The organism is Lacimicrobium sp. SS2-24 (assembly GCF_002201535.1).
Taxonomy (GTDB): domain Bacteria; phylum Pseudomonadota; class Gammaproteobacteria; order Enterobacterales; family Alteromonadaceae; genus Lacimicrobium.
Map to the genome: position 1 here is coordinate 179,729 of NZ_NIWW01000006.1, position 14,928 is coordinate 194,656.

General features: G+C 51.2%; 12 protein-coding genes. 7 read left to right on the forward strand and 5 right to left on the reverse strand.

Annotated features, from left to right (window positions below; translation table 11 throughout):
• Positions 1 to 144: 144 nt before the first annotated feature.
• Entirely contained in the window at positions 145 to 1,212 is a 1,068-nt protein-coding gene (locus CCY32_RS11825) for a DUF3083 family protein (RefSeq protein WP_088330947.1), read from the forward strand.
• A gap of 50 nt (positions 1,213 to 1,262) precedes the next feature.
• A complete protein-coding gene (locus CCY32_RS11830) occupies positions 1,263 to 1,643 on the forward strand; it encodes a YbaN family protein (RefSeq protein WP_088330948.1) in 381 nt (126 codons plus the stop codon).
• Positions 1,644 to 1,694: 51 nt separating this feature from the next.
• Here CCY32_RS11830 and ytfE read toward each other — a convergent pair whose 3' ends face one another.
• Both ytfE and CCY32_RS11840 read right to left on the reverse strand, forming a co-directional pair.
• Positions 1,695 to 2,378 (reverse strand): iron-sulfur cluster repair protein YtfE, encoded by a 684-nt coding sequence (ytfE, locus tag CCY32_RS11835; protein ID WP_088330950.1) that lies wholly within the window; start codon positions 2,376 to 2,378, stop codon positions 1,695 to 1,697.
• Between the two features lie 47 nt (positions 2,379 to 2,425).
• Complete coding sequence (locus CCY32_RS11840) at positions 2,426 to 2,929, reverse strand: NTP transferase domain-containing protein (protein ID WP_088330952.1); 504 nt, start codon at positions 2,927 to 2,929, stop codon at positions 2,426 to 2,428.
• Between the two features lie 170 nt (positions 2,930 to 3,099).
• Here CCY32_RS11840 and moeB point away from each other — a divergent pair, with 170 nt between their 5' ends.
• Positions 3,100 to 3,861: a molybdopterin-synthase adenylyltransferase MoeB gene (gene moeB / locus CCY32_RS11845; RefSeq protein WP_088330954.1), complete on the forward strand. Its 762-nt coding sequence runs from the start codon at positions 3,100 to 3,102 to the stop codon at positions 3,859 to 3,861.
• An 8-nt stretch (positions 3,862 to 3,869) separates the two neighbouring features.
• The gene (locus CCY32_RS11850) at positions 3,870 to 4,289 is read left to right on the forward strand and encodes a secondary thiamine-phosphate synthase enzyme YjbQ (RefSeq protein WP_088330956.1); all 420 of its coding nucleotides are present in this window, start codon (positions 3,870 to 3,872) and stop codon (positions 4,287 to 4,289) included.
• On the opposite strand, the gene CCY32_RS11855 is transcribed toward CCY32_RS11850, so the two are convergent.
• The 3 genes from CCY32_RS11855 to CCY32_RS11865 all read right to left on the reverse strand — a co-directional run bounded on the left by CCY32_RS11855 (position 4,286) and on the right by CCY32_RS11865 (position 9,620).
• Positions 4,286 to 6,070, reverse strand: coding sequence for a thiamine pyrophosphate-dependent enzyme (locus tag CCY32_RS11855; RefSeq protein ID WP_088330958.1), 1,785 nt, complete (start codon positions 6,068 to 6,070; stop codon positions 4,286 to 4,288). The genes CCY32_RS11850 and CCY32_RS11855 overlap by 4 nt on opposite strands.
• A gap of 71 nt (positions 6,071 to 6,141) precedes the next feature.
• A complete protein-coding gene (locus CCY32_RS11860; protein WP_088330960.1) occupies positions 6,142 to 7,755 on the reverse strand; it encodes an MFS transporter in 1,614 nt (537 codons plus the stop codon).
• A 140-nt stretch (positions 7,756 to 7,895) separates the two neighbouring features.
• Positions 7,896 to 9,620 (reverse strand): bifunctional protein-serine/threonine kinase/phosphatase, encoded by a 1,725-nt coding sequence (locus CCY32_RS11865; RefSeq protein WP_088330962.1) that lies wholly within the window; start codon positions 9,618 to 9,620, stop codon positions 7,896 to 7,898.
• A gap of 153 nt (positions 9,621 to 9,773) precedes the next feature.
• Here CCY32_RS11865 and CCY32_RS11870 point away from each other — a divergent pair, with 153 nt between their 5' ends.
• The 3 genes from CCY32_RS11870 to CCY32_RS11880 all read left to right on the forward strand — a co-directional run bounded on the left by CCY32_RS11870 (position 9,774) and on the right by CCY32_RS11880 (position 14,900).
• On the forward strand, positions 9,774 to 11,042 hold the full coding sequence (locus CCY32_RS11870) for an MFS transporter (protein WP_088330964.1): 1,269 nt from the start codon (positions 9,774 to 9,776) through the stop codon (positions 11,040 to 11,042).
• 156 nt (positions 11,043 to 11,198) lie between these two features.
• On the forward strand, positions 11,199 to 12,380 hold the full coding sequence (locus CCY32_RS11875; RefSeq protein WP_088331056.1) for a porin: 1,182 nt from the start codon (positions 11,199 to 11,201) through the stop codon (positions 12,378 to 12,380).
• Between the two features lie 1,041 nt (positions 12,381 to 13,421).
• Positions 13,422 to 14,900 carry a NarK family nitrate/nitrite MFS transporter gene (locus CCY32_RS11880; protein WP_088330966.1) on the forward strand — a complete coding sequence of 493 codons (1,479 nt, stop codon included), beginning with the start codon at positions 13,422 to 13,424 and terminating at the stop codon, positions 14,898 to 14,900.
• The last annotated feature ends 28 nt before the right edge of the window (positions 14,901 to 14,928 follow it).

Below are 14,928 nucleotides of genomic sequence, written 5' to 3' on the forward strand. Positions count from 1 at the left end.
TCTGACATAGGCGCTGTACGGAAAAACGGGAATTTTTCGCAATGGTATAAAACTTTAATCTGGCGCAATAAAAGTGTCAGCCATGGCTGCTATCGTTCACCTCATTCCAGTTTGCTAGTTAAATTGATGTAGAAGGACAGCCTAATGCCCATGAATTCCAAACACCGCGTGTATATCCCCACAAAAGCTAAATCCAATCAGTATGTGCTGGCTGAGATTAAGCCTGACGAAAGTTTTTATCGGCATTTCGACAGCCCCGGCGCCTGCTATGAAAAGCTCAGCCAACAGTTTTTTGCACTGGCTGATGAATTTGGCCTGCATAATGTGCACATGATTGCCAATGATAAATTGCCGGTGGTGCGTTACCACCATGAGGCCTACTGCCTGCAAACAGAAAAACAGATCCTTTTTTTCTACGACCCGCAGTACCATGAAGCACAAAACCTGTTCAGCAAAGCCGATTATCAGGCCCGCAAAATTCGTCTGGTTTTTCTGGCAACCGGTGAGGACATTCGTGCCCATGGCGCCGAATTTCACAGTAAGGTCAGTCAGCTTCTGGAGACCTTTAAAGGGCTGTTACCCGACCCGGAACTGCCCGTAAAAATTCGCGACCATCAACATTTATCCTACGATCTCTTCGCTCAGGCGAAAGGTCACAAGCAGACCTATGGCTATAAACTGCGTGCACTGTATCCCCGTTATCGGGCGCGTCAGTGCTCAGTGCCCGCCGAACACTCTGCGATCAACTATGTCACCGTTAATCTGCCGCTGACCCGACAGCTCAAACAACGTTATCTGACACCAGGCAATCACACTTTCACGCCCTTGTACGAAGCGCTGGAGCAGGCTTTTTTGCAGGCCTGTGAAGACAAAAACCTGTATCACCTTGCCATGGTTGCCAATGGCCTGACACCGCTTGTCCGCAACCGGCAGGTGGATCACTGTGAGCACAATACGGAGCTACAGAAAATCAGCTTTGATACCGAACATGCCACCCCACAGTTTGTGCGCCACTGGCAGGGGGACAATATGGTAGAGACCGCTCACTTTATTATCGTTGCCTCGGATGAAGACAATACTGAGTTTGGCTACGGTCACTTTATGAACCGCGTAGAGCAGGCACTGCATAATCTGGCCAGAACTTTGGGGCTCAATCCTGAGCGGGATGAGATGATTGTTCGTTTTCATCAGCATATCAGCTATATGCTTTAAGCATGCTATCGCGGGAGTCACTCCCGCTATGCTGTGGTAAACTTACAGCCATGCAATGGGTTAAACGACTGCACTGGAAGATACTGGCGGGCCTCTCGCTTTTGCTGGGGCTTATCGGCATTCCACTGCCCGGACTCCCAACAGTTCCCTTTGTGCTGCTCGCCGCCTGGTCGGGCAGCAAAGGCTGGCCGCAACTTGAAGACTGGTTGCTAACACACCCCAGATTTGGCGACGATATTGCCAGCTGGCGACGTTTTGGCGTCGTTTCCCGGCGCGCTAAGGTAATGGCCAGTTTGATGATGCTTCTCAGCCTTGGTCTGCTGTGGTTTTCCGGCTCCCCAATGTATCTGAAAGCCGGTGTCAGTCTGATTCTGATGGGGGTTGCCTTGTGGCTGTGGCGAAGACCAGAGAAAGTGCCAGCCCATCCATAATCCCGGCCTCAAGAAACCAGTCTGGCACTTACTCTGGTGTTTTATAAACGGTTAATGGCAAGTGCCACAGCAGCTACCCTCACCTGCTGTGCGATCGACGAACAGAATATTATTCTCCAGGTGGATGTGTTCCATCAGATCCTGTTTAAGTTCATTCAAGCCCAGATAAAGCGCCGTCCAGGTGTTGCAGGCACCCGGCGGAAGCACCAGATCGTGGGCCAGCGCCTGCATTTTCTCCAGTGCATCGCCATGTTCCAGGTGCTCCTCTTCCATCACGGAAATCGGTCCTGAAGGAAAAATATCCCTGACTAACATCGGAAACAGAATTTGCTCTTCTTTTTGCATGTGGCTTTCCAGCTCCAGATTCATTGCTTCAAGATGCTCGGCCAGACCATGAGGACAATCTGGAGAATCTCCGTGGACCTGCTCCACACGACGAGCCAAACGAATCAACTCAGGTAATTGATGTCGGTGTTTCTGATGAAAGTTTTCAAAAATATGTGCAACCAACTCAGGGTTTGACGCCTCCTGCCATTGAGGTTCTGGGGAGGCAGTGTTCATCATTTGCACCAGTTCGGCCAAAACGGGAGCAGGATCCAGATCACGCCTTTTGAGGGCTTCTCCCAGGGTTCGTTGACCTCCGCAACAAAAATCCAGTTTATAGTGATGAAAAACACGGGTCGCACCAGGCACTTGTGTTGCCAGGCTCGCCAGAGATTGCGCTAGTAGTTCCATAGGGGACTCCTGTTATCGTGATAATGTGAATAGAGAAATGTATCTGGTCAATATGAGCCGCCGTTCACATTCAATAATCGATGGGGCTCGTGGGCCATAATCTGACAGGCGCTGATTCCTGAAATCACTCTGCCTAAAGGTCGGGTTTGGTTGCTGAGATGATGTTCCAGATATTCTCGGGTCATCCCATCGTTATGCAGATAAAAAGGCAGCAACGAAGTGCGAAAGTGTGCGCTGCACTGTTGCGCTTTTCCCGTCGAAACTAACCATTGCAGCATGGTCTTATCGACCTTTGGCATATCCAGCGCAAGCAATAATATGTTGTGTCCTTCAAAGTGATACGCTGCACTGTGGAGGATCGATAACAGACCCTTGCCTGGGTAGATATCGGGTAAGTTGCCTGCTAAAAACTGATTGCTGCTGATTACCACCTTTGCAGCGCCACAGTCCCGTAACAGCTGCAGTACACGGTTCGACTCAATCTCAGCCATGGCACTGTGACGCCATGCTTCAGAACAAAGCTGCGCTGCTATTACACCGGCCAATTTCATCGTAACACCCAAAAAACGGTAACATGTTCTGGTACGTCGGATGATTTAAACACCTTGCTGTGGCGGCGGCTATATACCCAAAGGGTTACATTTGGCAATTACAGGGGGTATTGCCTTCATCTGGTCTCGCGGTTAACAATAGCGGTTAAGCCGGTTCACGAGGTAAGCCATTGACTAAAACACTGACATCACATCAGGCACTGCGTTATAACCGCCAAATCCTGCTTGCTGATTTTGATCTGGATCGCCAGGAGATCCTGCTCAATGCCAGGGTGTTGATTGTTGGTGTAGGCGGTCTCGGATGTCCGGCAGCCCAGTATCTGGTGGCCTCTGGCGTAGGTGAAGTCACCCTGAATGATCTTGATCAGGTGGCACTGAGTAACCTGCAACGACAAATTCTGTTCACTGAACAGGATATTGGTCGCAATAAAGCGGAAGTCGCCGTCAACAGACTCCAACAACTCAATCGTCATTGCCAGCTTGCAGCCATCAGTACTCAGCTTAATGAGTCAGTCCTGGAAAAGCTGATTGCAGAACAGGATTTAGTACTGGATTGCACGGATAATCTGGCAACACGAAACCTTATCAACCGCGTCTGTGTTAAACAACGAAAGCCACTGGTCTGTGCGGCAGCAATTCGAATGGAAGGCCAGCTGTTTAGTTATGTTCCTTCGCAACAGAGTGCCTGTTACCATTGCCTTTCACAATTTTTCGGCGAACAACAATTAAGTTGTGTTGAATCCGGCATACTGGCTCCGGTAGTCGGCACGATGGGGTTAATGCAGGCGCTGGAAGCCATCAAAATTCTGACCCAATGTGGTGACTACGGTAACGGAAAGTTACAACTGTTCGATGGGAAACGTGGTCAATGGCAACAAATACAGGTGCCACGCAACCCTCGATGCGATGTGTGCCAACAACATGAGACCTGAGTAAATCCATGTGGAAACAGAAAGAGATTCGGTTAAAGCCGCGTAGAAGAGGCTTTCATCTGATTACCGATGAGATACTGCAACAATTTCCCGAGATACAAGGCTGCCGTGTTGGCATGATATGGATTTTTATCAAGCACACTTCCGCCTCATTGACCATCAATGAGGACGCCGACCCCACTGTGCGTCAGGATTTTGAAAGCCATTTTAACCAAATGGTGCCGGAGAATATGCCCTACTATAAACACGATTATGAGGGCAGTGATGATATGCCGGCCCACTTAAAGGCCAGCATATTAGGCAGCACTCTGAGCATTCCGGTAACCGATGGCCGGCTTAATATGGGCACCTGGCAGGGTATTTACCTGTGTGAGCACCGCAATCATGCGGGTCCCAGAAACCTGGTGCTGACACTACAAGGTGACTAAGTTAACGCCTGCCACTGTTGCAGTGAACGGGCATCGCCGTTCTTTGCTTTGATATACATATTCAGTAAACGGATTTCCCGGCACTGATATTGCTCATCAGGATCGGCCGGTATCTCGATCAGTTTCAAGCCACTGTTTTGCTCAACATACTGATTAAACACCTGCTTAAACTCGCCCACAGTTTGGCAATGGGCCGACTCCCCTCCGTATGCCGCGATCAGTTTATGAATATCAAAGGCGGGATCATTGCAATAATAAATGGGGCCGTCGCCACTTTTGCCCAAATGGAAAATATTATTACGCATATAGATAATAATGACGGCGGTGCGATCTTTTTGCATTTCAATCAACTCATTGGCCTGGAAATGCAGGCCACCATCGCCTGTTATCACCACCACCCGTTCATTCAGTTGCTGCTCCTGTACCAGTTTTGCACAGTGGCGGGCATAAGGTAACGTGGTGCCCATGGCTCCATACCAGGGGTTGGTCAGCCAGCCCCGCCCAGCTTCGCCGAGACGGGTTTTAAGGCTGTAGCTGGCGAAATAGCTGTTACCTACCTCCGGCAGGTATAAATAGGGATTGGCATCATGCTGCTGTAAAACATTCATCACCGACGCAAGATTATGAAAATCCAGTTTATCGGTATCGGCTAATGGTACAGACGCACCCCGTTGTTCGGGCAATGTGCTCTCATACACGGGTAAGGTCATAGTCAGCAGCGTCTCAAACAGCTCCACCAGGTCCTGCTCCTGCAAGGCAGTTCCCTTAAGCACCGTTTTATTGGCAAACGCCTCAATAAAATGACTGCCGGTGGCAAAAGCGGTATTGGTGTCCTGCGCATAAATACTGCTGGCGACATCCATCACATAGTCGGCATGCTGTTCAATATACTCACGGCTGAAATTATCGCTGAATACACCGTTATAGGCCCCCAGGCACCTTGGTTCAAACTCATCGAACAGACCTTTGGCAAACCAACTGGTAGCAAAAGGAATATTATGCTTTTCAGAGAACGCAATAATGAGGTCTCGCAATCGTGGATTATGTTTTACCCCATCACCGATGAAAAGGACCGGCTTTTGCGCCTGACTGAGACGGCGACGGATTTCATCGGCAATCAATGAACTGCCCGCCAGCAACTGAGAGCCACAGCCCAACTGCGATGGTGAATCCGGTAGCTGTAACGCCTGAGTCTTACTGAACACCTGATCTCTGGGTACCTCAATAAATACCGGCTGGCGGTGTTGCCAGGCATAATGCAGTAGCTGCAAAAAGCTTTCACCGGCCATATTCGGCTGACCGTCATTGCGCTGCCCCTGTAACCGTTCTGCCTTCATGCCCAGTGCCGCAAAAGCCTCCAGCGCATTGTCATATTGAGTTCGCCAGGCGGCGCGCGCATGTACAGTATGATGAATGGCCAGACTGCCCACTTCCTGTTCGCCCGGCGCACCGGATATAAACACCACCGGAAGACTTTCGGTCATGGCCAATGCCGCCGCGGAAACACAAGGCAGACTACCGACCGTATAGGTGGTCAGACAAAAACCCATTCCTTCTGTTTCGGCCTGAGCACAGGCACTGAAGCCGGCGTGCATCTCATTACTGGAGGGACACAACTCAAGATAAGGCTCAAGGGCACCGATTAAATTTGCGGCAAAATCACCACCCACCCCATAGAGTCGTTTACCGCCAAATAAGCTGATACACCGAGCTATCGTCTGACCCAGAGTAGGTAAACGCTCAGTATATGCCTTACCAAGATTGCTTTCGTAATTAAACACCGTGATACCCCCTTAGAAAAAAGCCGCTGGATAAAAAATCCAGCGGCCAGGTACAGCCTCGATAAGAGAGATTAAGGGTTATAATACTGACCGTTCTTGCGCAGATAGAACATCCAGTTCAGCACCAGACAAACACCATAGAAAATGGCAAAGCCAATCAGCGCCACCTCAGGCGTAGTGGCTTTAATCTGCTCACCAAAGACCTTCGGGATATAAAACGCGCCGTAAGCCGCCACCGCAGAGGTCCAGCCCAATACTGGCCCCGCCTGCTCTTTAGGAAAGACCATGGCAATGGTTCTGAAGGTTGAACCATTACCGATGCCTGTTGCGGCAAAGAGCACCAGGAACAAGACAAAGAATGGCCAGAAGAACTGTTCAGGTGTGGCTGACTGGTAGGCCATCTGCATATAGTACGCCGCACCCAGCGAAGACAACACCATGACCAGGGCGCAGAACTGGGTCACCAGTGCTCCACCAAATTTGTCAGCTAACCAACCACCAAGGGGACGGATCAATGCGCCAATAAAAGGTGCGATCCAGGCAAACATCAATGCACTGGGCCCATTCGGATTAACCGTATCATGGGTCATCACACCGTCTACTACCAGGTGCTGAAAACCGAAAATGACTTTAATGGCCAGTGGAAAAGCCGCCGCAAAACCGATAAATGAACCAAAGGTCATGGTGTAGATCACACTCATCACCCAGGTATGGCGATTGCGGAAAATCTGGTACTGTCGGCTCAGGCTCTGGCCGATGGCACCGGGCAGCATTTTCAGAATAAAGACCGTTGCGGTCACGACCAGTACCAGCACGATCTCCTTCGGCACTCCCCAGCCAGAACCGTTCGCCGCTTCCGGCAAAATCAACCATAAGCCAGCCGCAGAAGTGCACAGACCAATGAGGAGCATGGCGCTGATCATCAGTATCGCCTTTGGCAATCCCGGTAAATCTGGTGTTACTTCCTGCGTACGGATATTGTGCATACCAAAGAACGTCGCAAAGGCCAGAGGCACCAAAAACAATAGCCATAAAAAGCCGCCGTTCTGAATCCAGGTTTCACTGCCCGCAGGGATCTTGCCGATCAGCGTGCCCGAGGTCGACACCAGTGTTACCGGGTCACCCCCCAGCGCACCGAAAACGCCCATGGTCATAAACAGCGGAATCAGCACCTGCATGGTGGTGACACCAAAATTACCCAAACCGGCATTTAAACCAAGGGCTAACCCTTGTTGCTTCTTGGGAAAGAAAAAGCTGATGTTTGACATTGATGAGGCAAAATTACCGCCACCAATACCAGACAGTAGTGCCAGTAATTGATATTGCCACAGTGGCGTATCAGGATTCTGCAACGCGATACCAGTAAAAAAGGCAGGAATAATAAGCAAACTGGTGGTAAAGAAGATGGTATTGCGTCCGCCACAAAAGCGGATAAAAAAGCTACTGGGAATACGCAACGTGGCACCCGATAATCCGGCAATTGCAGTCAGGGTAAAAAGCTCACTGGCTGCAAAATCAAAACCGGCATTCATCATCTGTACAGTGAGAATCCCCCAGTACAACCATACGGCAAATCCGCACAACAAGCTGGGAATGGAAATCCACAGGTTGCGATTTGCTATTGCTTTACCCTGGCTTTGCCAGAATCCTTCGTCTTCCGGTTCCCATCTGTCAAGATTGGCCATTGGCTCACCCTCTGGTTAATAAAATTCGTCCTTGTCACTATTACCTGAAGCCGCAATGGCAACAATTCACTTGTATAGGTAGGCAGATATTTTTTTAGGGGTGACTGGCTATCTCTAAAGGAGTAGTGTCGCTAATAACATCACTGCTGACTGAACAGGTAAATCACCACCAGCAAGGTGATAAACCAGAAACCGCTAATCAGCTTCCACAGCATTAATTTACCTGCCTCTTTTGGGGGGGGCAGCTCTTTAAGTAGTTCCGGGTTGGGGTGATTAAGATCGGCCATCAACTGGTCAATGGTCTGATAGCGCAGGGTCAGATCAAAGCTCACACCCCGCTCCAGCGCCCGATCAAACCACAGCGGAATAACCGGATTATGGCGGCTGGCAGACACATAGCGCAGCTTGTCGTAGTCAGCCCAGTTGCGACAATCGGCGATTCGCTCCCCATAGGGTAACTGGCCGGTAAACAGCTCATAGCAAAGAGTTGCCAGACTGTAGACATCACCCTGAGCGCCAGGGTTTTTACCCAGCAAATAATTCGGATCGGCATAGGTAGCCGTACCCAGAGCGCCGAGATGTTCAATAGGCCGGTATAACTCGGCCACCCCGGCCACAAATACCGAACCGAAATCCACCAGAGTCAGTTGATCGTTATCATCAATCAGAACATTGCCGGGCTTCACATCCTGATGCACCGCATCATTAGCGTGAAAGGCTTTAAGCGCTTCCGCCAGCTGTCGGATAAGCTGAATGCGCCGTTTTGGTCCGGCCTTAGGATTACTGGCACGCCAGCCATCAAGATCCTGGCCCCTGATCGGCTCCATCAGGTAATACAGTGCCGTACGTGGCCGTTGCTGGGAAAGTATCCTCACCACATTGGGGTGATGAATACGGCTGCCTATCCACTGCTCCTGAATAAACCGGTCAATGTAATGGCTGTCATCACTGAAATTCGGTGACGGCGTCTTCATCACCCACTGACTGTCATCCTGCAGATCCTTAACCAGATAGAGCTGGCTGCGGGCAGAGTTATATAACACCTCCAGCACTTCGTAACCATCCAGCTTCATTCCCGGTGACAAGGTTGGTGGAAACGGCAGACGGGTCAGCTGGGCATTAAAATCATCCACCTGCAACTGTGGCAGGGCCTGCACTTTTGCTACCACCGCCGACAAGTTGTCATCACTGCCCGCATCGCGCGCCATGTGAATTAACTGTTGGCTGAGATTGTCAGCATCCTGGACTTCACTGAGCACTGCAGATAACTGTTGCACGGATAAGAAATCATGTACGCCATCGCTGGTCAGCAGCAATAAATCCTCTTCTTCTAATATCTGACTGCCATAATCCACATGCAACAGGTTATCCATGCCCAGCGCCCGGGATAAAAAACGGTGGTTATTACCAAGATTCGCTACATGATCCCGGGTAAGTTGCTGCAGTTCTCCGTTTCTGTATAAATAGATCCGGCTGTCACCCACATGAAAAAAGTGCAATTGCCGCCCCTTTAGCACCGCCGCAGAGAAAGTGGTCAGATAGCCTTTATGCTCATCGGCAAACTCATGACTTTTGCGATACAAGTGCAGGTTGATAGCCGATAACACCTGCTCGCCACTATGACTCACCGACCAGGTATCAGGCGTCTTGTAGTATTCGAGAATAAAGCGGCTGACAGCAGATGCGCTGGCTTCCTTGCCGGCCTCCGCGGCAGAAATCCCATCGGCCACAATCAGCACCTGCCCTTTAACCTGTTGCAGATAGGTGCTGTCCGGGCAGAAAATGGCCACGGCATCCTCATTGACCGGTTTAACACCCGCCTGAGTCTGCGCGCTACTGCCAAGTTGTAATAAGGACTCGCCCATCGTTATCCTTAAGGATTGGTATAAATACCAGCATGACCGAAATCAGTTTAATAAATCCAGCCTTATCAGCAACAGGCTTGATACAAATCAAAGACCTTTATCTGAATCTGATAAACCCTATACTGTGGATATTTACTAATGTCGCGGGGACAAATGCAGGCAATCTCACCTACAGGAATACGCGCGCTGATCCTCGCCACGCTGGTTTTTGCCGCCAATTTTTCGGTCTGGACCCTGTATGCCGCCCTCACAGAACCCCTGCAGCAGAGCCTGGGGCTGTCACTGACCGAACTGGGTATATTGCTCTCCGCGCCCATGCTCACCGGGGCACTGTTACGTGTTCCCGCCGGCATATGGGTTCAGAAATATTCCGCCAAATCTCTGCTGTTGTGGCAGATGCTGTTGCTGATCCCCCCTCTATTATTACTACCTCAGGCAAACACCTTTGAGCATTACCTGTTGCTGGGATTGTGGCTTGGCGTGGCCGGCAGCGCCTTTACCCTGGGAATTAAATATGTGGCGGATTTCTTTCCCAGTAATCAACAAGGCACAGCACTGGGATTATTTGGTGCCGGTAATGCCGGGGCCGCGATCAATCTGATTCTGCTGCCGATACTCGACGAGCGCTGGCACTGGCAGTTAACCGGCTGGCTTTATACCGCCGGGATTCTGCTGACCTGTATACTGTTCTGGCTGCTTGGCCCACGCCAACCAGCCGTCTCATCAACACATCAACACCCGGACAAAGCATTTATCCCTTTGCTGGGGCAGTTACGAATCTGGCGACTGGGATTATATTACTACTTTGTCTTCGGCTCTTTTCTGGCCCTGTTAATGTGGCTGCCCCATTACTATGTGCACGCTTATGACCTGAGCATCAAACAGGCCATGGCTTTTACTTTGCTGTTTGTGGCCGGCTCGTCGCTGGTGCGTTCTGTGGGCGGCTGGTTTGCGGACCGTTACGGTGGCCGGGTGGTCAGCTGGTCGGTATTCTGGATCTGTTTGGTGTGTTTGTTTTTCTTAAGCTACCCACCCACCACCATGACCATACACGGCACCAGTAAAGATGTGACCCTGCATATCGGTATTAATATCTGGTGGTTTACTGCCCTGCTGTTTGTGATGGGTATTGCTCAGGGCTTTGGCCGGGCAAGTGTATATAAACTGGTGAATGACTACTACCCGCAGCAAATGGGCACCGCTGGCGGTCTGATAGGTGCCATGGGCGCGCTGGGTGGCTGCACCCTGCCCATTCTGTTTGGTTTCCTGGTGGACTGGACCGGTTTTTATTCGGTGACCTTTATGCTCCTTTATGGGGTGTCCGCTGCCTGTATGATCGCCATGTACCTGGCTATCCAGACAGAAAGGCTACAACAGCGCTGGCAGTATGAGCGGGAGCATAATTTTCTCGATCAGGATTGATACCGGCCTGAGACGACTTTAACAGCCCCGCTACCCCCAAAGTAGCAAGGAGTGGGCATTGGGATAAGCCACTGCCAGAATTTGATTTATATCAAACTACTGCAACTGAAACACTACGTAGTATACCCCCGTACCTTTCAACTACGGGAAATCACCATGAAACTTTCTGTTATTGCGTTATCCGCTGGCCTCAGCCTGGCACCCATGCAGACGTTACTGGCGCAGGAGTCACTGTCAGGGGCAATACAAAATGGCGATGTGGATCTGTCATTCCGATACCGCTCTGAATTTGTTAACCAGCAGGGCATCGATGAAGATGCCCTGGCCAATACCCTGAAAACCCGTTTCGCCTATCAAAGTGGCGCTTATCAGGGGCTTAAGCTGGCACTGGAAGTGGATAATGTCAGCGCCATTGGCGGAGAAACCTATAACTCCACTGTTAATGGCCATATCCAGCGCCCTGTGGTGGCCGACCCCACCGGCACCGAAGTCAACCTCGCCACCTTGTCCTGGCAGCGGGATGGGATGAATCTCAGCCTGGGCCGTCATCGTATTAACCATGGAGATCAGCGTTTTGTCGGCGGTGTAGGCTGGCGGCAGAACGAACAGACCTTCGATGGCTATCGCGCTCAATATAACGCCGCCAACAGCCTGAAACTGGACTACAGCTACATCTACAATATCAACCGCATCTTTGGTGATGACAGCGCCAATGGAAATCTGAAGGGGGATTTTCATCTGCTGCATGGCCACTACCAACTGGCAGAGGGCCATCAGTTAAGCGGCTTTGGTTACTGGCTCGATTTTGATCAGGCTCACGCCTTATCGACCCAGACCCTGGGCCTGAGTTATCAGGGCAAACTGGCCGGACTGACGCTTAAGGCCAGTTATGCCACACAACAGGATAACGGCGACAACAGCAAAGATTACTCTGCCGATTATAAGATGCTGGAGGTGTCCACCACACTGGCAGGGGCTAATCTTAAAGCCGGGATGGAAAATCTTGGCGCCGATAACGACGGTGCCTTTATTACGCCCCTGGCGACATTACATAAGTTTCAGGGCTTTGCGGATAAGTTCCTGAATACCCCGCCAGAGGGCATTCAGGATCTGTATCTGGGGCTGGGTACCAGCCTCAGCGATATCAAGCTTAACCTGACCTGGCACCAGTATGATAGTGACAGAGGCAGCATCGACTATGGTGATGAATGGAATCTCAGCGCCGGATATAAGCTCAATGCCAACGTCAGCCTGTTGGTCAAATACGCTAGCTATCAGGCCGACGAGTTTGCCAATGACACCGAAAAACTCTGGCTGATGGTCAGCGCGAAACTCTGATCCAACTGTTCACCGAAGTTTCGCCGTCAGTCATGCCCGAATGTTGTTATCGGGCATCCAGCGCCTTTACACCTCTTCGTCAAAAGGTCACTGGGTTCCCGCCAACGGCTGCGGGAACGACCACCTGTCATGCCCGAATGTTGTTATCGGGCATCTAGCGCCTTTACACCTCTTCGTCAAAAGGTCGCTGGGTTCCCGCCAACTGCCGCGGGAACTACCACCTGTCATGCCCGAATGTTGTTATCGGGCATCCAGTGCCTTTACAACTCTTCGTCAAAAGGTCACTGGGTTCCCGCCAGCTTTCGCGGGAACGCCCCCCTGTCATGCCCGAATGTTGTTATCGGGCATCCAGTGCCTTTACACCTCTTCGTCAAAAGGTCACTGGGTTCCCGCCAACGGCCGCGGGAACGACCACCTGTCATGCCCGAATGTTGTTATCGGGCATCCAGTGCCTTTACACCTCTTCGTCAAAAAGTCGCTGGGTTCCCGCCAACTGCCGCGGGAACGACCACCCGCCATGCCCGAATGTTGTTATCGGGCATCCAGCGCCTTTACACCTCTTCGTCAAAAGGTCACTGGGTTCCCGCCAGCTGCCACGGGAACGACCACCTGTCATGCCCGAATGTTGTTATCGGGCATCCAGCGCCTTTACACCTCGTCGTCAAAAGGTCGCTGGGTTCCCGCCAACGGCTGCGGGAACGACCACCTGTCATGCCCGAATGTTGTTATCGGGCATCCAGCGCCTTTACACCTCTTCGTCAAAAGGTCACTGGGTTCCCGCCAACGGCTGCGGGAACGACCACCTGTCATGCCCGAATGCTGTTATCGGGCATCCAGTGACCTTCAAATCCAAGTTCTGCCAGATGTTCATTCCACAAAATCTGAGCGCCGAAAACTGCTCTCGTTGTACGTACCTACCCCCTAAGAGATAGCTCTGGAGCATCGGATATAGCTAGCGGCAAATATTGATTTGCATCAATTTTATTGCCCCCCTCAAGAGCACAATAAAGAAAAATCCTTAATAACTCTGTGGAGATTCCCATGGCAACCGAGAAATTCAATCTGCTGTCGTTTACCGGCAAGATGAAAGTGCTGCACCTTAGCTGGATGGCCTTTTTTATCAGCTTTTTAGTCTGGTTTAACTTTGCCCCCATGCTTCAGGCGGTAAAAGAATCCTTAGGGCTGAGCTCTGATGAGATCAAGACCCTGCTGATTCTGAACGTGGCCCTGACTATACCGGCGCGGGTGATTATCGGTATGCTGACCGATAAATATGGTCCCCGGCTGGTGTACTCATCGCTGCTGGCTATCTGCTCAATTCCCTGCTTTATGTTTGCTCTGGCCGACAGCTTTATACAGGCCGCCATCGCGCGCTTTTTGCTGGGTTTTATCGGTGCCGGATTCGTGATTGGTATCCGCATGGTATCTGAGTGGTTTCCTCACAACGAGCTGGGTACGGCTGAAGGCATCTATGGTGGCTGGGGTAACTTTGGCTCCGCTGCGGCGGCCTTTACCCTGCCAACCATTGCGGTACTGTTTGGTGGCGAAGACGGCTGGCGCTGGGCCATTGGCATTACTGGTGTGATCAGCCTGCTGTTTGCCTTTGTTTATTATGCCAATGTGTCTAATACCCCCAAGGGCTCAACCTATTTCCGGCCGAAAAACCTCGGCGCCATGGAAGTGACTTCCGTGCCGGATTTCTTCTTTCTGCTGATTATGAAGCTGCCCATGTATGCCGCCATTGCTCTGCTGGCCTGGAAACTCTCGCCAAGCGGCGTGGAAATGCTCAGCCAGCAGGTAGTGAACTTTATCTATCTCGGCCTGGGCCTGCTCTACCTGCTCGAAGTGGTTAAAGTCTGGCAGGTGAACAAACAGGTGTTTACCGAAAAAGTGCCGGAGCTGCATAAATACAGTTTTAAACAGGTGGCCGTGCTGGATATTCTGTACTTCACCAATTTCGGCTCAGAGCTGGCAGTGGTCTCCATGCTGCCACTGTTTTTTGCCGAAACATTCAGCCTCGACCCCGTCTTAGCCGGCCTAGTCGCCGGGGCCTATGCCTTTATGAACCTGATGTCACGTCCTGCAGGTGGCTGGATATCCGATAAATTCGGCCGCAAGCCCACGCTGATGATCCTCACCGCGGGCCTGGCAGCAGGTTACGCATTGATGGGCATGGTGGACGGCCAGTGGCCATTATGGCTGGCGGTAGCTATTGCCATGGGCTGCTCTTTCTTTGTGCAATCCGGTGAAGGCGCAGTATTTGCGGTGGTGCCGCTGATTAAGCGTCGTATGACCGGCCAGATTGCCGGTATGACAGGGGCTTACGGTAATGTGGGGGCGGTAACCTTTCTGACAATTCTGTCATTTGTGGATTATCACACCTTCTTCTATGTCATCGCTGCCACCGCGCTGGTAGGTCTGTTCACCCTGATTTTTATGGATGAACCCCGCGGACAGATAGCCGAAGTACGCGAAGACGGCACCGTCGAACTGATTGATGTGTCTCACCAGAAGGCCTGATAAACCATACTAAATAGCCCCGCAAAAG